The sequence below is a fragment of the Eubacterium sp. genome, assembly GCF_057858645.1.
Window position 1 is genome coordinate 39,929 of sequence record NZ_DBLZZO010000004.1, and the last position, 21,819, is coordinate 61,747.

Here is a 21,819-nt window from a genome sequence, read left to right on the forward strand (position 1 = left end):
TGATTTTAAAATGAGTTATTTATTTTAAATTTCGATTCAGCAGTTGTTGTTTCTGCAACAGTTGTAGTTTCCTTAGGTTCTTTTTTTAACCAAGGATTATTCTCTTGTGGATCAGTTGGATCCCAATTTCTGTTTTTGTTTTTCTTTTTAATCTTCTTAATTTTTTTTATTTTTATAAGTGGTTTTTCACCCTTTTGACTATAAATTGTAACAATTGTTCCATCAGGACAATTATCGTATATCCATTTGATATTTCCAGCTTGTAATCTGACACAACCAAGGGACGCCGGTTTTCCGATTTTGTTATATTCCCAATACTCTAATGAGTCATAAGAGTCGGAAGTGTAAGGAACAGAGTGGAGCATAATCTGTCCGTAAATTCTAACAGCATACTGGGCGTAAGTTCCATCAACCATTAAACGCCAATCATATCTTTGATATATTGAGTATGTGCCAAGAGGTGTATCTTCAGGATTCAGACCTGTTGAACACCAAAATGTTTTGTATGGTATGGTACATTCACCGTTTTTATCTAATGTGTAAACAGTAACAAAGTTTTCGTCCCTATTAACAGTAATCATGTATGGTAAACGGTCTTTATACTTCTTTCGGTATTTGGCTGTTTTCTTAAGTAGTCTTTTGGCTGCTTTTTTGTTTTTTGAAAGTTTGTGAACTTTCATTTTTACCGTAGTAGACTCAACTTCTGTAGTAGTTTCCTTTAGATTAAAATTGCCTGTAAATTTATCATTTGCTGTAATTCTTTTATTGTTAGAATCATTATTGGCAACATTGTTATTGCTTTCAGGGGCATGCGTAAATGCCAAAAAAAGAGCTACCACAATTATGGTAATAAAGGCTGCAAGCCCTAGTTGTTTTCTATTTCTATTTATCATTAATATTTTCTCCATTTTTTCTTTTGTCAGGATATATTTTATAATTTAATTAAACTAATTGCAATAGAATATATATGGAAAGTGAATATAGTTTGAAAACAGGGAAAATATAGTTTATAATTAAAATCGCGGGTAAGCGCAAAAAGGTATATTAGTTACCTTGTCCCTTAATCTTATTAAAAATTTTCATTTTGGAAGGAGTAAAAAATGGGATACACTAAACAGAAAATTTTAAACATAGCAGAAACTGAGGATGTAGAATTTATCAGACTCCAGTTTACTGACCTCTTTGGAACATTGAAAAATGTGGCTATTACTAAAAGTCAGTTAGCAAAAGCATTAGATAACAAGATAATGTTTGATGGATCATCCATTGAAGGATTCGCAAGAATCGAGGAATCTGACATGTATCTATATCCTGATTATGATACATTCGAAATTTTACCATTTAGACCACATCAGGGAAAAGTTGCAAGACTTATTTGTGACGTTTACAAGCCGGATGGAAAACAGCTTGAAAATGATCCAAGATATATTTTAAAGAAAGTAATTAAAGAAGCAGCAAGCATGGGCTATACATTTAATGTAGGTCCTGAATGTGAATTCTTCTTATTCCATACAGATGATAATGGAAATCCAACAACAATTAGTCATGAACATGGAAGTTACTTCGATTTAGGACCAACAGATTTAGGTGAAAATGCACGTAGAGACATGGTTCTTAATTTAGAAGAAATGGGATTTGAAGTTGAAGCATCTCATCACGAGGTAGCCCCTGCTCAACATGAAATTGATTTTAAATATGGTGAAGCATTAAAAACAGCAGACAGAATTATGACATATAAACTTACTGTAAAAACTATTGCTAAAAGACATGGACTTTATGCTTCATTTATGCCAAAGCCAAAGTATGGCATGTGTGGTTCAGGAATGCATATTAATATGTCTTTATGGGATAGCCATGGAAATAATATTTTTGCAGATGCAAGTGATGAAAATGGATTAAGCAAAGAAGCATACAGTTTCATAGCAGGTATTATGGAACATATGAGTGCAATGTCAGCTATTACAAATCCAATTGTAAACTCATACAAGAGACTTGTGCCGGGATTTGAAGCACCTACATATATTGCATGGTCTGCAACAAACAGAAGCCCACTTATTAGAGTACCGGCTGCAAGAGGAACAGGTACAAGAATTGAACTTAGATGCCCTGACTGTGCTTGTAACCCATATCTTGCATTTGCGGTATGTTTAGCAGCAGGTTTAGATGGAATTAAGAGAAAACTTACACCAAAGGAAAGTGTTCAAAAAGATATTTTCTCAATGACAGATGCAGAAAGAGAAGAGGCTGGTATTAAAAATTTACCAAAGAACCTTTATGAAGCTGTAAGAGAAATGAGAAAATCGCCATTTATGAAAGAGGTACTTGGAGAAGAAGTATACAAAAAATACATTAATGCAAAGGAACAGGAATGGATGGAATATACTTCACAGGTAACAGATTGGGAAATTAACAGATATTTGGACCGCATTTAGTGTAGGAGGCAAAGTTGGCAGGAATTATAGTAGTGTTCCCCAAAATTGAAGACAGCAAGGCTATTCGTAATTTACTTGTGCACAATGGTTATGATAATGTGTTTCATTGTAACACAGGGGCAAAAGCAATAACTTTGGCAGATTCATTGGGCGAGGGAGTAATTATCAGTGGATTTAGAATGCCAGATATGCCGTGCACAGATATTTTGGATTATGTTGAAGGACGATTCGAAATGCTTTTGGTTGCATCAAGACAGAAACTTCTTGAAGATGAAAGAGGAGTGGCAATGGTTGAGATGCCTATAAAAGTTCGAGATTTTCTTAATTCAGTTGAAATGATGCAAAATAATATTTACGCAAAGTTTTCACGAAAAAAGAAATCGCCCCCAAAAAGAACAAAAGAAGAGCAAAGCATTGTGGATGAGGCAAAGGCAGTATTAATGGAGAAAAATAATATGTCAGAAAATGAAGCTCACAGATACGTTCAGAAGTCTGCCATGGATAGTGGCAGAACTATGGTAGAAACTGCAGAGTCAATTCTGAAAATTATGTATAAAGATTAAATTAATTTTATATTTAGGAGGACTGAAAAAATGTACAAAATTAATGAGAACTATTTAAAATTACCTGGAAGTTATTTATTTTCTAATATTGGAAAAAAAGTAGCTGCCTACAAGGAAGCAAATCCTGATAAGGATGTAATCAGTTTAGGAATAGGTGACGTAACACAGCCACTTTGCCCTGCTGTAATTGACGCTATGCATAAGGCTGTTGATGAAATGGCAAATGCAGAAACATTTCATGGTTATGCCCCTGATTTAGGCTATGAATTTTTAAGAAGTGCAATTAGAGATAATGACTACAAGGCAAGAGGTGTTGACATTGCTCTTGATGAAATTTTTGTAAGTGATGGAGCAAAGTCAGATTCAGGAAATATTGGTGATATTTTCTCAGTTGATAATAAAATTGCTGTATGTGATCCGGTTTATCCTGTATACGTAGATACAAATGCAATGGCAGGCAGAACAGGTGATTACATAGCAGAACAGGAAAGATGGAGCAACGTAATTTACATGCCATGTACAAAGGCAACAAATTTTGCACCTGAACTCCCAAAGGAGACACCGGATATTATTTATCTTTGCTTCCCAAATAACCCTACAGGTTCTACAATTACAAAATCACAGCTTCAGGAATGGGTTGATTATGCTAATAAAGTTGGTGCAGTTATTATTTACGATGCAGCTTATGAAGCATACATTTCAGAAGACGATGTGCCTCACACAATTTATGAATGTGATGGAGCAAAAACATGTGCAATTGAACTTAGAAGTTTTTCTAAAAATGCCGGATTTACAGGAACAAGACTTGGCTTCACTGTTATTCCAAAAGAATTAAAATCAAATGGCGTTATGCTAAACTCATTATGGGCAAGAAGACATGGAACAAAATTCAACGGAGCCCCATATATTATTCAAAGAGCAGGAGAAGCTGTTTACTCAGAAGCAGGAAAGGCTCAGACAAAAGAACAGGTTGCTTACTATATGAACAATGCAAAAGTTATTATGGATGGATTAAAGAACGCAGGTTTCTCAGTAAGTGGTGGTGTAAATGCACCATATGTATGGCTTGAAACACCTGATGGAATGTCATCATGGGATTTCTTTGATCACCTTCTTACAAATGCAAATATAGTTGGTACACCAGGTTCAGGATTTGGACCAAGTGGAGAAGGATACTTTAGACTGACAGCATTTGGTACTTACGAAAATACACTTAAAGCAATTGAAAGAATTAAGAGTTTATAATTTTGAATAATTAAATAGACTAAATATTAAGGGGAGGTAAAAAACTCTCCTAAAAGCAAAACAGCTATGAGCATTGATATGGACCCATAGCTGTTTTTTTCGGTGAAAATGGCAAAGGAGCTTTCAGCATCATTAGCTTCAAAAGGACTTATATGTTGCCTAGCTTCTTTTTTCTGTTATAATATAATAGGTGTTTGGAACATCAATATAACAGGTAAATGAGATTTTGCCTAGAAAAACAGAAAGGAGGAGAACATGTTAGGCGGATTATTTAGCAATAAAAGTACCGCAGCAGTATTTGTAGATTACGAACACTGGTATTATGGATACAAAAATATTTTCGCAATGCGTCCAAACGTTGAGGAATGGTACAAGGAACTTAAAGAAGAATATAATGTTAAGTCAATTACATTTTTCGGAGATTTTCATGGAAGTCCCATTGAAAGAGATTTAGAAAGATTAGAAAAGTTATCAAAAAATGTTGTCCATACGGCCAGCACAAAAGATGGTGTGGATAAGGACTTTACAGATTTTATTATTTTGGATGCGATATATCGTGAAGCTGCTAAGAAGAACTCACCAGAAGTATTTATAATATTTACGGGGGATGCACATTTTAATTTAGCAATAAAATATTTAAGAGAGCTTAAGAAAAAAGTTATTGTATATGGTGTAAAACATTCACTTAGCAACAAGCTTAAAGCTTCAGCAAATTCATATGTGGAGATGCCAAGATCAAATCAGGAAAGAAAATATTATTATGACGCAATTTTACAGTCTTTATATATTTTAAAGAAAAGACGCAAAATGGCAACTTATTCAAAAACTGTTGAGAACGTTTCATCACACAGTGGTGTGTCTAGAGAGCGAATTCAGGCTGCATTAGACGATTTAATGAATAATAAGTATTTGAATATGACTGAAAAGAAATACCATGGTAAAAAGCCAAAAATTCTAGAAGCAGATTGGAACAAATTAAAAGCTGACGGTTTGTGGAAAGAAAAAGCATAGTATTTTATTTGGAAGCAATTTATATGAGAACATTTTATATGAAAAACAATATTTTTATATAATGACAAAAAGCTTAGGTGTTAACAACCTAAGCTTTTCTGTTATAAAAAATCTTTTTGTATAAAATTATAATTCACTGTATCCATAACCGTTGACAATTGCCTCCACAGCCTTGCCGGCTTTACAAAGAGGACAATCATCATGAGTATACGCTTCATAATTTGGAATGTCATCGGCTCTAAACAATGCATCAATTCTATGTCCGTCAATAGAATCAACAGCACTAAAGATAGAAGAAATTCCCTGAAGAATTCCACCGTAGTATTGAATACATTCTATGCTGTTACGAACTGTCTTGCCTGTTGTAGCTGAAGCAAGAAGCAAAAGTACGTTTTTGCCTGCAATTTCAGGTTTCAGATTGTCTCTGAAAATCATCTGACCATTATTGTTAAATTCAGGTGTTACAACATAAATTGTTTTGTGAGCATTCATTGATAAAATTCCTGCTCTGCTTAATTCACTTGCAAGAAATGCACCAATGACTTCACAGCCTTCAATACAGACGATTGTGTCAATAGGCTTGCCCATCACATTGTAGTAATCTTTCATTGCGATGGCTATTCGTTCAGCCTCGTTCTGACGTGTCTTCATGGTTGTCATATCAAGGTAATTGTTAAGGTGTGAATGTGTTGAAACAAAATGTCCCGGAATTACCTTAATTGCGATGTTGGGATCTTTTTTTGCGTAGTATTTAACTATTCTGCTTTGTATCATATAACCGCCTCCTATCTTTTTTAAAATCCGTTCAACAATATAATACTATCTTATTATTTTGTTGACTGATTTTCAAGTGTAGGATTAGTTTTTTTTGACTTAATATCAATAATTTTATTAGCTATAAAAGCTACTAAAATTAATATAAGTTCAGCAATTGTTGCCCAAAGTCTTGAAACTATTGAAATAATTACTGCATACTCTTTTGGCATAATAAGAATTAATCCGGCGATTAAGATGCCTTCTCTTACACCAAGTCCTGAAACAGTAAAAATTGCAAGAATACCGATAATTGCTGATAAACCGTAAATTCCACCAACATATAGCCACTGTGAAAATCCAACGCTAGGGTAAAGTGAAACTACCAAAATGTAGAAACCTGTGCCAACGATCAACCAGTTACAAATGAATAGTAGAACAACTTTAATCATTTGTGGGTAAGTTATTGTAATTTCCATATCATCTTTCTTCATTAATTTTCCAAGCTTTGAAAGGAAGAAATTAATGATTTTAGGATTAATGCAAATAAAAAACAGAATAACTAAACCAATAGTTGCCCATTTGTAGTTAGCTAATAATTCATTTGGGAAGAAGAACAGTGAAATTAAGAATAAAAATGCTGCTCCAAGTAATGTACAAATGTTTTCAAGGAAGAAACATATTGTAACCTTTCGCATTGGAACGCCTTCTTCCTGATATCCCGGAATTCTTGCCGCAAGCATAAATACTTTTCCCGGTATATACTTACCTAAAATTGAGTAAAGATAGCTTGTTACGGCTTTAGTGTATTTAATGCTACATTTATTTAATTTTGTAATGTAGTGCCACAATGAAGCTAATGTAACTTTGTAAGCAAAGTATAGGAATATTGACAAAATAAATATGCCCCAGTTGAATTTGCCCCAGTCGATTTTTTTGATATCATCCCAACTTGTATAAAAATATTTTGCAAGGAATATTGCTACAAGAACTAAAAAAAGTATCTTGCAGATTTTCATTATATTCTTTTTGTTGAATTTATTTGATTTCATTTGTTAAAACTCCTAAAAACTTAATAGCACACGAATAAAGCACATGTAGTAATAAATTACTTTAGTAGGAACTTTGGCTAACTTATCATAATGTTCTTCTGAATATTTTTTGTTATGTTCAGCTAACTTTAATGCAAGTTTGTGGTTCCATTTGCATTTATCACTTGTATCTAATTTTGCAGTTGTTTTCTTTGCTTTTGCAAGGTTAAATTTGAATACAAGAGCACGTTTCTGGCTTCTAACCATGTCTTTGTCACTAATATGTGTTGCGTAAATATCTCCATCAGCAATAGCCTGATTAAGAGCATCATACGCTTTCTGTGAACGAATAACACAGCTTGTGTGCTTTATAGGGTTACCCTTCATTTCTTTAAGCCAAATGTCACCGAAGCTTATGTCGCTACATTCACCAAAGTGATCCTGGCATGTCATACAACTGTCTTTTTCAAAGAAATAAGCATTTTTGTAGGAACAAATTGTTTTTGAGTAAGAGAATTCCTTTGTGCTGCCATCATTGTAGATCACACTGGAAATTCCGCGCCAATGTCCTCTTCTGTAGTAAAGACGTTTGGCATTTTCGCTTGTAACACCTGACTTTTCCATTGAGAGGGTAGTTGCCTTAGGAGAATGGTTGCCACTACAGTACAAACCAAGTTTAAGAACAATCTTATCTTTAATAGACTGGTCTTTTTTCATTATTGCATCTAAACCTCTTAACATACATGGTGTCATTACAACAGCAACTTTTCCGTCAAAATTTCTAACTACATCAATGTGCTTAAGAATAGGAATGTTCATATAAACACTTGATGAAGCATCTCTGATTTCTTCTTCTGTAGTTGCAATGTATGTTTTGTAAGTTAATTCGCCGTTTTCAAAAGCTGTCTTAGTTACCCAGGCACCGTCAATTTCTTTGTTCTTTAACATATTGCAAAGAAGAGCAGTAACCATACCGCCTGAAGCTGCGTTGCCACGAATGTCTTCGTTTGTTGAATAACCTTTTTTACAGCCAATGTGAGCACCAATGTATTTATCAGGATTGTTAAAATCTAATAATTTACATTTTTTTTTTGGATTTTTTGTTACATCATCTATAATTTCGCTAATATATTTAATGTTGTTTCTTGAACTTGCTAAAACAGAATCAAGGTTTTTGTTAAGTTTAGCTCTAATATCATCTTCGTGAGAAACAAAGTCCTCAAAACTTTTCTTTAATTCTGATAATTCTAATTTTGAAAAGTCTATTGCGTACTGACCAAGTTCAAACATATCAAGAACTTCCTGATATTTGTGGCTCCAACCAATAAGAAGAACAGGAACTTTCTGTTCAAGGGAACCAATCATTGCATGGAATCTTGAAGCAACTAAAAATCTACATTTTCCAATGAAAGCTCTAATCTGTTCTGCATCCATTTCTTCATGGTACCAACGAACTTTGTCTTTGTTAGAAACGTCGTTATAAATTGCATCTCCAACCATAAGGTCGTTGTTTCTTGACTTTTCACTGTTAATTCTTGCTGCGTTTGCAATAAGAATTACGTTATAACCGCTTTCGTTTAAGTAGTTTACAAAGGAAACCATTGTATCCTTGTAAGGAATACCCATTTTTTCGCATTTCTTCTCAACTACAGAACTAATTGAAAGACCAACAACATTGTCATTGTAAAAACTGTCTTCGCTACAGATTCTGTTGATTTCGTTGTTCCAGTATTCGCTGTCTTCCATTGAGAAAGCACCGTCAGCACATAACTTAACATTGTCTTTTACGCCGATACCCATAAGGTTATCGTATGTTTTCTGACCTCTGGCGCAAACAAGCTTAAGCTTTGGAAGAATCCATTTTGCTAGGAATTTGTTATAAGGATTCTTAAATGTACCTAAAGCCTGTGAATACTTAACAACAGGAGTGCCAACTAAAAGTGGAACTGCTGCACAAACAAAAGCGTAAGTATTCATTACAAAACCACGACTGTCAACAAAAGAAATACCTGCTTCGTCAACAACTAGGTCTGTGTTTGTGTAAGTTTTTAATATTTTGTTTTTTAAAAGAAGCTTTTTAATAGGTGGACACCATTTAAAAAGCTTATAGAGTATAGCAAGTGGAAAAGCTACAAATAAAAGCTGTTCCGGTTTTGTGCTTGTAATATTAATAAAGTCAAAAGGTAATTGTTTCTTGTCCTCGCCCGGATAAACAGACATTAAGTTAATATTTAGTCTGTCTCCGTAAACATCGTGTAACTGTTTAATTGAACTTTGTAGCATAGCAGCGGCACCTTTGTTGCCGCTGTAGCTTGCTGCTGTAATAGCAATTGTTATATCTCTCATGATTACTCCTATTTGCTTTCTTTGTCTTCTTTGTTTTTAGCATCATTATCATAGTCGATTTTTCTTACATGGTACTGAACATCTTCTAAAATCTTGCGGTTAGCAGCAATAATGTCTGCCTGGAGTGCAATAATAAATGTTTGTACACCCATAAGTAAAAATGTGCTTGCTAAAATAAGTGACTGAACATGTCCGCTACCTGCACCCATGCCATAATATACAAGGAATCTGATTCCAAGTGCAAGTCCTAATGCGAAAAGGATGCCTCCAATGATTCCAAAGAATTTTAATGGCTTGTACATCATAAATGAACGGACAATAGTTACCATAGATCTTTTTACATATCCAAACATACTGCTGAACAAACGTGATTTTCTAAGTTCAGGGTTTGTTCTAATAGGAACAGATGTCATTGCCATCTTAGTTCTTCCTGCCTGGACAATAGTTTCAAGTGTGTATGTGTATTCATTTACAACATTTAATCTTAAAGCAGCTTCTCTGCTGTATGCTCTAAAACCACTTGGAGCATCAGGTATGTCTGATTTAGAAGCTACACGAACAGTCCAGCTTCCAAAGTGTTGTAATTTCTTCTTAAGAGGAGAAAAGTGAGCTGTGTTATCAATAGGTCTTTCACCAATAACAATATCTGCCTTTTCATCTAAAATAGGTCTTACTAATTTTTCAATGTCATCACCGTTATACTGGTTGTCGGCATCAGTATTAACGATAATATCTGCACCGTTTCGCAAACATGCATCAAGACCTGCCATAAATCCTTTGGCTAAGCCCTTGTTCTGTTTAAAGTTTACTACATAGTGAACACCCCATTTTTTTGCAACTTCCACAGTGTTATCGGCACTACCGTCATTAATAATGAGGTATTCAATCTCATCAATTCCGTCAATGTGCTTTGGTAAATCATTAAGCGCAATTTCCAGAGTCTCTGCTTCGTTATAACATGGTACCTGAATAATTAATTTCATTTCAAATCTCCTTACTGTATTGTTATATTCTACTGTACTTTAAATCTATTGTACCTTATATTCTGAAAGAGCGTAACCTTTGCTCTTTAAAAATTTAGCTAAATTTTTTCCTTTTACAAAAATTGTATCAGGAACACCTACAATATTCTTAAATGTATTAAAAGTATAGAACTTATCATTGTCGCCGTAAATATCATTAGCGTTCTCAATAGCAATATTAACACTGGCTTTATCACATATAACAATAAATTCCTTCTGCTTCTTGTCGTCACGTAAATATTTTAATGTTCCTATATTAAACTGTGGAAGACCAAATTGATATGTTTTAACCAAATATCCACTATTGTGGAAGAAAATATCAGGATATTTTTCTGACACGTTTGTTTTTTCATCAATTTCTGCAATATAGTCAATGATGTTGTGAGTTCTTTCATATACTAATTCATCACGTCCACCTCTAACTTCTGAAGTTACATATCTGTAGTTAAGAGCAGAGAGAACAAATATTAAAACAGTAGCGCTGTAAATAACCTGTATTTTGTTAATACTTGTAAGTATTAATATTACAAGTAACAAACCTAATGATAGGAAGCCTGCTTTTGTGAAAGCTTCCGGCATCTGTGGGTAAGTACCGGTTGTGATTCCGTCTTCCACGTTGAAGAACTTTGTTAATGAAATGAAGTATCTTGTATTTGTTTTTGGAACAGTAGCCAAAACAGGACTAACTTTCTTTATAAAATAAACAAATACTAAAACGTAAGACACTACAGCTAAAACTTTAGCCTTCCACTTAATAATAATTCCCTTCTTTATAACTAAAGAATAAAGGGCAACTAAAACTATAAGTCCCACAGCACCAACTGTGTAACGGCCGAAAACAATACGGTCAGCTCGTTTAAGTTCAACTCCTGTAAATAGTTCGTATGCACTTGGGAAGAAGAATAATGCTCCCAGCGCAAAAGTTCCCATTAAGCATAAAGCGGAAAATAAAGATAAAATAGTTTCACTTATATTTTTGCCTCTGTTAGCTTTTTTCAAATTAATAAATAATATTATTAATGCTGCAAAGAAGCCAATGATAACAAGTCCCATAGTTGAGGCAAAAAGGTTAAATAACCAGCCGGCAACTAATTTAAGTTCGATTAACATGCCCTTAAGTGTAAATAACTTGCCAAGAGTTTCCATGTCGATTACATCAATGCTACCATGTCTTGTACCATAAATTCCATAAACGCCATTTTTAAAGAAAGCGGCCAGGAATTTGTCAATAACCATTAAAACTCCTGAGACAGGAACGTATATAAAATAATTAACTGTTTTGTGTTTGTAAACTGCAGAAATTAAAACTACAGTCATAAATGCCGCAATAATTAAAACGACACCCCTTGTATGTGTCATATAAGCATATACTGTCACAAATGCCAACACTGCTGAAAGAGTATTTCTAACGGCCTTACTTGTTGTTGAAGATAATTCTAATATTACAAGTAAAATTGGCCATGGTAAAAATATAAGCATAACATCACAACGGGCATACATTGCATATAACCAAATTGAAGAAATACCAACAGCTGGTACGGATATTAATAATGCCTGTATTTTTGATTCCATTTTTAAATGTTTTCTGCAAATATGATATGAAATAACAGGTATAAAGCTCATAATAAGCATGTTAAATGATATCATTGCCTTGTACATATAAACGGGATTGCTTCTGAATGCAATATAAATAGGATAATATAATGCAGAGAATGCATATTTGTAATAAAAACCTCCCATTGTTTGTACACAAAAACTCCAATCATCTCCTGCCATAAAAGCTGTATTGGCAACTGTACCTGTTTCATCAAGTACATACGGAAGTGATAGTGTTGAGGCAAAGAAAACAGTTGTTATTGCAAAAACAGCGTAAATCAGTATCTTTACATCTCTATCAGACATGTTTTTAAGAAAACTTTTCATATGCTATAAATCCTTTCGTGTTATAAAAATATTAAATTGTTTTTTGACAGCATTAAAAGGGTTTGCAGATATATAAATATTTGCAAACACCTGATGAAAAAATATTAAGTAATTTTGCTTAAGTCAAATGTTATTTTTTTAAACGTATTATAATAGGAAATAATCAATATTAAATAGGTATAAATAAATAACAAAAAAAGTATAAGATAGTTGTAATAAAAAGTCAATAGTAGTGATAATAACACTTAATGGAAATATTTTTTAAGTATATTGTGAAGAATATTAGTTATATTTTGTAGCTAATTGATTTTTGCATTGTTTTTATGTAAAATATAGACTATATGTAAATTTTACCCAAAACAGAGGTATTAAAATAGAAGGAGGTTTCAATGGCTAACGTTATTTCAGACGAAACAATTGAATATGTTGGTATTTTAGCGAAGCTTGAATTGTCCGACGAGGAAAAAGAAAAAGCAAAAGAAGATATGGGAAAAATGCTTGATTACATTGACAAACTTAATGAACTTGATACAAGCAACGTTGAACCTATGAGTCACGTATTCCCTGTAAACAATGTTTTCAGAGAAGATGTTGTAACTAATGGTGATGACAGGGAGAATATATTAAAGAATGCACCGGAAGAAAAAAATGGCGCATTTGTTGTACCAAAAACATTTGATTAATAATAAGGAAGATAATAAAAATTATTTAATAAATAAGTTTTAGAATAGTTATTACAATTTATCGAAAGGAACAAATATGAGTTTAATGAATCTTACAGCTGTTCAATTAGGTAAAAAAATCAAAAGCGGTGAAGTGAAAGTTGAAGATGCCGTTCTTGATGCTTTTGCACAGATTGAAGCAGTGGAAAGCGATATAAACAGTTATGTGACTGTATTAGAAAAAGAAAAAGTATTGGCTAAAGCAAAGGAAGTTCAGGCAAAAATAGATGCAGGAGAGCTTACAGGACCTTTAGCAGGTGTGCCTGTGGCAATAAAGGACAACATGTGTACAGAAGGAGTCTTAACAACATGTAGTTCAAAAATATTAGAAAACTTTAATCCAACATACACAGCTGAGGCTGTTTTGAATTTGGAAAAAGCAGGAGCCATTATAATAGGAAAGACTAATATGGATGAGTTCGCAATGGGTAGTACAACAGAAACTTCTCATTACGGGGTAACAAAAAATCCTTGGAACAATGAACATGTACCAGGTGGTTCATCAGGTGGTAGCTGTGCAGCCGTTGCAGCAGAAGAATGTTCATATGCCCTTGGTTCAGACACAGGTGGATCAATTAGACAGCCAAGTTCATTTTGTGGTGTAACAGGTATTAAGCCAACATATGGTACAGTATCAAGATACGGTCTTATTGCTTACGGTTCATCACTTGATCAGATTGGACCAGTTGCAAAGGATGTTACAGACTGTGCAACAATTTTAGAGACAATAGCAAGCTATGATCCAAAAGATTCTACATCAGTAAAAAGAGAATCATATGATTTTACAAGTGCCTTGGTAGATGATGTAAAAGGTTTAAAGATTGGTATTCCAAAGGGCTATTTTGGTGAAGGTCTTAACAGCGAAGTTAAAGAAGCAATTCTTAATGGTGTAAAAGTTCTTGAAGAAAAGGGAGCTGTTGTTGAAGAATTTGACTTAGATTTAATAGATTATGCAATTCCTGCATATTACGTTATCGCAGCAGCAGAAGCAAGCTCAAACCTTGCAAGATTTGATGGTGTAAAATACGGTTATCGTACACCTGAGTACGAAGGACTACACAACATGTACAAGAAAACACGTTCCGAAGGCTTTGGTGCGGAAGTTAAGAGACGTATTATGCTTGGTTCTTTCGTATTAAGTTCAGGATATTATGATGCATATTATCTAAAAGCATTAAGAACAAAGGCTTTAATTAAGAAGGCATTTGATGAAGCTTTTGCAAAATATGATGTTATTATTGGACCTGCAGCTCCAACAACAGCACCAAAACTTGGTGAGAGCTTATCGGATCCAATTCAGATGTATCTAGGTGACATTTATACAATTTCAGTAAACTTAGCAGGGCTTCCGGGAATCAGTGTTCCTTGTGGAACAGACAGTAAGGGACTTCCAATTGGCATGCAGATTATTGGAGATTGTTTCAAAGAAAATAATATTATCAGAGCAGCTTATGCATATGAACAGTCAAGAGACTATGAAAGATGCAAAGTAGCAAAGAACAGAGATTAGGAGGAGCAGCAATGGAAAAAGCGTACGAGACAGTCATAGGACTTGAAGTTCATGTGGAATTAGCAACAAAAACAAAAATTTTCTGCTCCTGTTCAACAGAGTTTGGTGGAGCACCAAATACACATACATGCCCTGTTTGTACAGGTATGCCGGGTTCACTTCCTGTATTAAATAAACAGGTAGTAGAATATGCAATGGCAGTTGGACTTGCTACAAACTGCGACATTACAAGAAACGGGAAGTTTGATAGAAAGAATTATTTTTATCCTGACAATCCACAGAACTATCAGATTTCACAGTTATACAAACCAATTTGTACTAATGGATATGTTGAAATCAAAGGTGATGATGGTGAGAAAAAGCAGGTTAGAATTCATGAAATTCATATGGAAGAAGATGCAGGTAAGTTAGTCCATGATGACTTTTACGATTGTTCATTAGTGGACTTAAACCGTTCAGGTGTGCCACTTATTGAAATCGTGTCAGAACCTGACATGAGAAGTGCTGACGAAGTAGTAGCATATCTTGAAAAATTGCGTATGATTATTCAGTACCTTGGAGCTTCTGACTGTAAGCTTAACGAAGGCTCAATGAGAGCTGACGTAAACCTTTCAGTAAGAGAAGTTGGTGCCAGTGAATTTGGTACAAGAACTGAAATGAAGAACCTTAACTCATTTAAGGCAATTGCAAGAGCTATAGAAAACGAAAGAGAAAGACAGATTGACTTAATAGAAGCTGGTAAGGAAGTAATTCAGGAAACAAGACGTTGGGATGATACAAAAGAGTATTCTTACGCTATGCGTTCAAAAGAAGATGCACAGGATTACAGATACTTCCCTGATCCTGATTTAGTACCTGTTATAATCAGTGAAGAATGGTTACAGGAAGTAAAATCACGTGAGCCTGAATTTAGAGACGAAAAGATGGCAAGATACATTGAGGAATTTGAACTTCCTGAATATGACGCAGATATTATTACACAGTACAAGCCACTTGCAGATTTATTTGAAGAGACAGTTGCTCTTGGAAATAAACCAAAAGAAGTTAGTAACTGGATTATGGGTGAAACAATGAGACTTTGCAAGGAAGAGTCAATTGATCCTGACCAGATTAAGTTCTCAGCAGCCAACCTTTCAAAATTAATTAAGTTAATTGAAGATAGCGTAATTAACCGTGGTGCTGCTAAGGAAGTCTTTGAAGAAATGTTCAAGTCAGATGTTGATCCTGAAAAATATGTTGAAGAACATGGTATGAAACAGGATAATGACGAGGATGCTTTAAGAGAAATCGTTAAAAAAGTAATCGAAGAAAATCCTAAGGCAGTAGAGGATGTCCGTTCAGGAAAAGGAAAAGCTATTGGAGCTTTAGTTGGTCAGACAATGAAGGCAACACAGGGCAAAGCAAATCCAGGTGTTGTAAACAAATTATTAAAAGAACTTATTTAGTTAAATAAAGTAATAAAGTGTCGGAAAGAGAAAATCTGTGTTGATTTTCTCTTTTCTTCGTTTTATAATGTACGCGTGGCGTTTTTTTCTAAATGTCACAATAGCGAATTTTAATATGAAGGAGGAAAATGAAAAAATACATATAATATATGTTTTCATTTTTACCTTCATTTTTTTATTTTCAAGGGAGATTATAATGAATCAGAGAGATGTAAGTATGAGTTGGGAACCTGATGCATTACACGAAGAATGTGGTGTGTTTGGAATGTATGACTTTGACGGAAATGACGTGGCTTCTTCCATATACTATGGTCTTTTTGCACTACAGCACAGAGGACAGGAAAGTTGTGGTATTGCTGTATCAGATACCAGTGGTCCAAGAAAAGTAGACTTATATAAGGGAATGGGCCTTGTAAATGAAGTGTTTGATCAGGAAAAGATTCAAAGTCTAAAGGGCAATATCGGTGTAGGACATGTTAGATATTCTACAGCCGGAGACAGTGTAATTAGCAACGCACAGCCATTAGTTATTAATTATGTAAAAGGTACATTAATGATGGCACATAATGGTAACTTAATTAACGCTAATGAACTTAGAGATGAGTTAGCTTATACAGGTGCTATTTTCCAGACTACTATTGATTCTGAAGTTATTGCTTATTTAGTAGCAAGAGAAAGAATCAAAAGTAAAACAGCAGAAGAAGCAGTTGTAAATGCAATGAAAAAATTAAAAGGTGCATATGCATTGGTAGTTTCAAGTCCAAGAAAATTAATCGGCGCCAGAGATCCATACGGATTTAAGCCATTATGTATTGGAAAAAGAGACAATGCTTATATCTTGGCATCTGAGTCCTGTGCACTTGACACAATTGATGCAGAATTTGTTAGAGATGTAGAACCGGGAGAAGTTGTAACTATCGACGAAAACGGTATTAAGTCAGACAAATCACTTTGTGTTAAGCCGGAAGATCAGGCAAGATGCATATTTGAATATATTTATTTTGCAAGACCTGACAGTTACTTTGATGGAGTAAGTGTTTACGATTCAAGAATTATGGCAGGTAAATTTTTAGCAATGGACAGCCCTGTAGATGCTGATATTGTTGTAGGTGTACCTGAATCAGGTAATGTTGCTGCAATGGGATATGCAATGCAGGCAGGAATTCCTTACGGAACAGCTTTTGTAAAGAACAGTTATGTTGGAAGAACATTTATTAAGCCACAGCAAAAGAGTCGTGAGTCAAGTGTTCGTGTAAAACTTAACGTGTTAAAAGAAGTAGTTAAGGGCAAGAGAGTTATTATGATTGATGACTCAATTGTACGAGGAACTACAAGTGATAGAATTGTACAGATGGTAAGAGAAGCAGGTGCTACAGAAGTACATATGAGAATAAGCTCTCCACCATTTATTAGCGAATGTTATTTTGGAACAGATATTCCTTCTAAGGAACAGTTAATAGCTCATAACAGAACAGTTGAAGAAATCAATGATGTTATTGGAGCAGATTCTTTAGGTTACCTTAAAGTGGAACGCTTGAAGGAACTTTCAAGAGGACAGGAAATATGTATGGGATGTTTTACAGGAAAATATCCCCTTGAACCACCTAAGGAAGATATTCGTGGTGAATATAAGAAATAAAATATATTTACTAAAATATAAGGCTTAAGCTGATTTGTAAATCAGCCGGCACAGACAAATATTTATTCGGTATTAAAGAAATTTAATATATACAAACTATTTAAAAATCAAGGAGGTTTTTATGAACGACAGATATAACAGCCCATTGTCAGAAAGATACGCAAGTAAGGAAATGCAGTACATTTTTTCACCTGACATGAAGTTTAAAACATGGAGAAAGTTATGGATTGCACTTGCTGAATCAGAGATGGAACTTGGACTTAACATTACACAGGAACAGATTGATGAATTAAAAGCTCACGCTGAAGACATTAATTATGATGTTGCAAAAGAAAGAGAAAAATTAGTTCGTCACGATGTAATGTCACACGTTTATGCTTACGGACAGCAGTGCCCAAAGGCAAAAGGTATTATTCATCTTGGTGCAACATCATGTTACGTTGGGGATAACACTGATATTATCATTATGACAGAAGGTCTTAAGTTAGTTCGTAAGAAATTAATTAATGTTATAAATGAACTTGCAAAGTTTGCTGACAAGTATAAATCACAGCCAACTTTAGCATTTACACATTTCCAGCCTGCTCAGCCAACAACAGTAGGTAAAAGAGCTACATTATGGCTTATGGAATTAAAATTAGATTTAGATGATTTAGATTATATTTTAGATAACATGATGCTTCTTGGAAGTAAGGGAACTACAGGAACACAGGCTAGTTTCTTAGAACTTTTCGAAGGTGATCATGAAAAAATCAAAGAACTTGAAAAGAAAATTGCAAACAAAATGGGATTTGATAAGTGCTTCCCTGTATCAGGTCAGACATATTCAAGAAAGATGGATACAAGAGTGCTTAACATCTTAGCAGGTATTGCAGCAAGTGCCCACAAATTCTCTAATGACATTAGATTATTACAGCACTTAAAGGAAATTGAAGAACCATTTGAAAAGAATCAGATTGGTTCATCAGCAATGGCTTACAAGAGAAATCCTATGAGAAGCGAAAGAATTGCATCACTTGCAAATTATGTAATGGTTACAGCATTAAATCCAGCCATTACATCAGCTACACAGTGGTTTGAAAGAACATTAGATGACTCAGCAAACAAGAGACTTAGCGTGCCTGAATCATTCCTTGCAATTGATGGAATTTTAGATTTATATCTTAACGTAGTAGACGGTTTGGTTGTATACGATAAGGTTATTGAAAAGAGACTTATGAGCGAACTTCCATTTATGGCAACAGAAAATATTATGATGGATGCTGTAAAAGCTGGCGGGGACAGACAGGAATTACACGAAAAGATTCGTGAACTTTCAATGGAAGCCGGAGCAAACGTTAAGCAGAAAGGTCTTGATAACAACTTACTTGAACTTATTGCAAATGATGACGCATTTAATATGTCACTTGAAGATCTTCAGAAAACAATGGATCCAAGCAAGTATGTAGGACGTTCACCTGAACAGGTAGATGAATTCTTAGCAGAAGAAATAAATCCAATCTTAGATGCAAATAAAGACATCTTAGGATTAAGTGCAGAAATAAACGTGTAAATCCAAAGGTAAGCTATTGGAGAAAGTGCTCTAACGCGGTCGGTTCATTAAGGCAGCGTAGCTGGCTTGATAGAACTGCTACCAGTGTTTGGCAGCGGGAGCGTGCTTTCGACAATAGTTACCTTCGGCGAATGAGAGTGTAAAGGAGAGGAAAAAGATGAAGCCAATTAAAGAAGGAAAAGTAAGAGAAATCTATGACAACGGAGACAGCTTAATTATGGTAGCAACTGACAGAATTAGTTGCTTTGATGTAATTTTAAAAAATGTAATTGAAAAGAAGGGTACAGTTCTTACACAGATGTCAAAGTTCTGGTTTGACATGACAGAAGATATCGTTCCTAACCACATGATTTCAGTAGACGTAAACGATATGCCTGAATTTTTCAGACAGCCAAAATTTGATGGAAACAGCATGATGTGTAAGAAACTTGAAATGCTTCCAATCGAATGTATCGTTCGTGGATATATTACAGGTAGCGGTTGGGCAAGCTATCAGGAAAATGGAACAGTTTGCGGAATCAAACTTCCTGAGGGCTTAAAAGAATCAGATAAGCTTCCTGAACCAATTTACACACCTTCAACAAAGGCAGAAATTGGTGATCATGATGAAAATATTTCTTATGAAGAAAGCATTAAAGTTTTAGAAAAACAGTTCCCAGGTAAGGGTGAAGAATATGCTGCAAAATTAAAAGAATATACAATTGCTCTTTATAAGAAGTGTGCAGACTATGCATTAGAACGTGGAATTATTATTGCAGATACAAAGTTTGAATTTGGTCTTGATGAAAATGGAAACATCGTAATCGGTGATGAAATGCTTACACCTGACAGCTCAAGATTCTGGCCTGCAGATGTTTATGAACCTGGACATGGTCAGCCATCATTTGACAAACAGTTTGCACGTGACTGGTTAAAAGCAAACGACAATCATAACTGGACACTTCCAAAAGAAGTAGAAGATAAAACAATTGCTATTTATTTAGAAGGTTATGAAAAGATTACAGGCAAGAAATTAGTTTAAAATTTTGTTTGGAAATTATTTTGAAAATAGTTTTATACAGATTATCAGGTAAAAGGGGATATAAGTTTAAATAGAACTTCCTAATTTCAAAAGTAAAAAAGTGTGATAATTTTGTGAATTAAAACGTTTTTTGAAAATAGACTTTAAATAATAAGGTTATTGTGATAGAATCAGTTGTATGCGTGTTAGGGCGTACGACTGATTTTGCTTTTAACACAAAAAATAGAAGAGGAGAAAAAATATAAGATGTATAAGAAGATTTTAGCAGTTGCATTATCAGCAACTATGGCATTAGGTCTTGTAGGTTGTGGTAGCACAACATCAGGAACAGTAAAGACAGATTTAGGCTCAATTAAGTTAGCTGAATACAAAGGATTAACAGCTTACGAAGATGATATTAAGGTTACAGACAGTGAATTACAGCAGACAATTGATCAGGATTTATCATCACATAAGACAACAGAAAAGATTAAAAAAGGTTCTGTTAAGAAGGATTCATCTGTAGTATTTAATTATACAGGAAAGATTGAATCAAAAGGTAAGAAGGTAGCATTTGACGGTGGCTCAGCAACAGATCAGGTAGCAGATATGTCAGCTAAGACAGTTGGTGGAAGCAAGATGATTGATGGTTTTGTTGATGCACTTAAAGGACACAAGGTTGGAGATACATTTACTAAGAAGTTAAATTTCCCTTCAAACTACACAGGAACGACAACAGTTAATAGTAAGAAAGTTAAGTTGGCTGGTAAGTCAGTATGGTTTACATACAAGATTACAGCTTTACAGAAAACAAACCCACCTGAATTAAATGACGAATTTGTTAAGACAAACTATTCATCAGACAAGTTGACAACAGTTAAGGCTTACAAAGAATATCAGAAAAAAGAATTAAAGTACAACAAGATTATGAACGGCTTATGGCAGGATTATGTTGCTGACTGTAAGGTTTCAGAATACAATAAGGAACAGTTAACACAGTACGAATCACAGGCTGAATCACAGATTGTAGCTCAGTATTCATCATACGGTATTAAAGACATTAAGACATACTTAGAAGCATGCAGCATGTCAGAAAGTGATTGGCATAAGCAGTCAAAAGAAGCTATCAAGAGTAGAATGGTAATTTACGCTATTGCTAAAGAAGAAGGTCTTGATGGAGACAAGATTTACAAGAGCGAAGGCGATGCATATGCTAAGAAATACTACGGAGCAGATGTTAAGACATTAGCAAAGAACTACGGAGAATCAACAGTAAAAGATACTCTTAAACTTAATATTTTATTAATGAAGGTTAGAGATATCATATGTGAAAATGTTAAGACAAAGAAGGGCTCAGCTCCAACTACAACAGTTGAAACAACAACAGCAGCTTCTACAACAGCAGCTTCAACAGAAACAACAAAGGCAGCTGAAACAACAAAAAAATAAACAAGAAATGAAATGTATGAAAGAGTCATTGAAGTTTTTCAGTGGCTCTTTTATTGTATTTAAAAAATATATAAATGTGTTAGAGAGTTAGAAGAATAGTGTATATAAAAACCACTAATATATCCATAGTATGGATTATTAGTGGTTTAACATAAAACACCAAAGAGATTTTTGAA

The 21,819-nt window shown here is 34.3% G+C and carries 16 protein-coding genes and 1 pseudogene; 11 read left to right on the forward strand and 6 right to left on the reverse strand.

Annotated features, from left to right (window positions below; translation table 11 throughout):
• Positions 1-5: 5 nt before the first annotated feature.
• Positions 6-893 (reverse strand): L,D-transpeptidase, encoded by an 888-nt coding sequence (locus ACZM4J_RS02245; RefSeq protein WP_428244905.1) that lies wholly within the window; start codon positions 891-893, stop codon positions 6-8.
• Positions 894-1,100: 207 nt separating this feature from the next.
• Here ACZM4J_RS02245 and glnA point away from each other — a divergent pair, with 207 nt between their 5' ends.
• From glnA to ACZM4J_RS02265, 4 genes are all read left to right on the forward strand, one after another.
• Positions 1,101-2,432, forward strand: coding sequence for a type I glutamate--ammonia ligase (gene glnA / locus ACZM4J_RS02250; protein WP_022165746.1), 1,332 nt, complete (start codon positions 1,101-1,103; stop codon positions 2,430-2,432).
• A 14-nt stretch (positions 2,433-2,446) separates the two neighbouring features.
• Positions 2,447-2,995 (forward strand): ANTAR domain-containing response regulator, encoded by a 549-nt coding sequence (locus ACZM4J_RS02255; RefSeq protein WP_022165747.1) that lies wholly within the window; start codon positions 2,447-2,449, stop codon positions 2,993-2,995.
• A gap of 30 nt (positions 2,996-3,025) precedes the next feature.
• Positions 3,026-4,240, forward strand: a complete 1,215-nt coding sequence (locus tag ACZM4J_RS02260) for an LL-diaminopimelate aminotransferase (protein WP_022165748.1) — start codon at positions 3,026-3,028, stop codon at positions 4,238-4,240.
• 255 nt (positions 4,241-4,495) lie between these two features.
• Positions 4,496-5,251, forward strand: a complete 756-nt coding sequence (locus tag ACZM4J_RS02265) for an NYN domain-containing protein (RefSeq protein ID WP_022165749.1) — start codon at positions 4,496-4,498, stop codon at positions 5,249-5,251.
• A 126-nt stretch (positions 5,252-5,377) separates the two neighbouring features.
• On the opposite strand, the gene ACZM4J_RS02270 is transcribed toward ACZM4J_RS02265, so the two are convergent.
• Genes ACZM4J_RS02270 through ACZM4J_RS02290 form a run of 5 tightly spaced genes read right to left on the reverse strand, consistent with a single transcriptional unit; the run spans position 5,378 to position 12,326 of the window.
• Positions 5,378-6,025 (reverse strand): phosphoribosyltransferase, encoded by a 648-nt coding sequence (locus ACZM4J_RS02270; RefSeq protein ID WP_022165750.1) that lies wholly within the window; start codon positions 6,023-6,025, stop codon positions 5,378-5,380.
• Positions 6,026-6,078: 53 nt separating this feature from the next.
• On the reverse strand, positions 6,079-7,056 hold the full coding sequence (locus tag ACZM4J_RS02275; protein WP_022165751.1) for a lysylphosphatidylglycerol synthase domain-containing protein: 978 nt from the start codon (positions 7,054-7,056) through the stop codon (positions 6,079-6,081).
• 12 nt (positions 7,057-7,068) lie between these two features.
• Positions 7,069-9,381: a polysaccharide pyruvyl transferase family protein gene (locus ACZM4J_RS02280; protein WP_022165752.1), complete on the reverse strand. Its 2,313-nt coding sequence runs from the start codon at positions 9,379-9,381 to the stop codon at positions 7,069-7,071.
• 8 nt (positions 9,382-9,389) lie between these two features.
• The gene (locus tag ACZM4J_RS02285) at positions 9,390-10,364 is read right to left on the reverse strand and encodes a glycosyltransferase family 2 protein (RefSeq protein WP_022165753.1); all 975 of its coding nucleotides are present in this window, start codon (positions 10,362-10,364) and stop codon (positions 9,390-9,392) included.
• 45 nt (positions 10,365-10,409) lie between these two features.
• Positions 10,410-12,326 (reverse strand): hypothetical protein, encoded by a 1,917-nt coding sequence (locus ACZM4J_RS02290; protein ID WP_022165754.1) that lies wholly within the window; start codon positions 12,324-12,326, stop codon positions 10,410-10,412.
• A gap of 389 nt (positions 12,327-12,715) precedes the next feature.
• Between ACZM4J_RS02290 and gatC the strand changes: the two genes are divergently transcribed.
• From gatC to ACZM4J_RS02325, 7 genes and pseudogenes are all read left to right on the forward strand, one after another.
• Positions 12,716-13,009, forward strand: a complete 294-nt coding sequence (gene gatC, locus ACZM4J_RS02295; protein ID WP_022165755.1) for an Asp-tRNA(Asn)/Glu-tRNA(Gln) amidotransferase subunit GatC — start codon at positions 12,716-12,718, stop codon at positions 13,007-13,009.
• 76 nt (positions 13,010-13,085) lie between these two features.
• Positions 13,086-14,558: an Asp-tRNA(Asn)/Glu-tRNA(Gln) amidotransferase subunit GatA gene (gatA, locus tag ACZM4J_RS02300; protein WP_022165756.1), complete on the forward strand. Its 1,473-nt coding sequence runs from the start codon at positions 13,086-13,088 to the stop codon at positions 14,556-14,558.
• Entirely contained in the window at positions 14,531-16,003 is a 1,473-nt protein-coding gene (gene gatB / locus ACZM4J_RS02305) for an Asp-tRNA(Asn)/Glu-tRNA(Gln) amidotransferase subunit GatB (RefSeq protein WP_367113880.1), read from the forward strand. Before gatA ends, gatB begins: the two co-directional genes overlap by 28 nt.
• Before the next feature lie 196 nt (positions 16,004-16,199).
• Entirely contained in the window at positions 16,200-17,642 is a 1,443-nt protein-coding gene (purF, locus tag ACZM4J_RS02310; protein ID WP_199521859.1) for an amidophosphoribosyltransferase, read from the forward strand.
• A gap of 121 nt (positions 17,643-17,763) precedes the next feature.
• Positions 17,764-19,194: an adenylosuccinate lyase gene (gene purB, locus ACZM4J_RS02315; protein ID WP_022165759.1), complete on the forward strand. Its 1,431-nt coding sequence runs from the start codon at positions 17,764-17,766 to the stop codon at positions 19,192-19,194.
• A gap of 154 nt (positions 19,195-19,348) precedes the next feature.
• A pseudogene (locus ACZM4J_RS02320) lies at positions 19,349-20,215 on the forward strand (phosphoribosylaminoimidazolesuccinocarboxamide synthase); the annotation flags it as partial.
• Between the two features lie 246 nt (positions 20,216-20,461).
• A complete protein-coding gene (locus ACZM4J_RS02325; protein WP_489485538.1) occupies positions 20,462-21,643 on the forward strand; it encodes an FKBP-type peptidyl-prolyl cis-trans isomerase in 1,182 nt (393 codons plus the stop codon).
• The last annotated feature ends 176 nt before the right edge of the window (positions 21,644-21,819 follow it).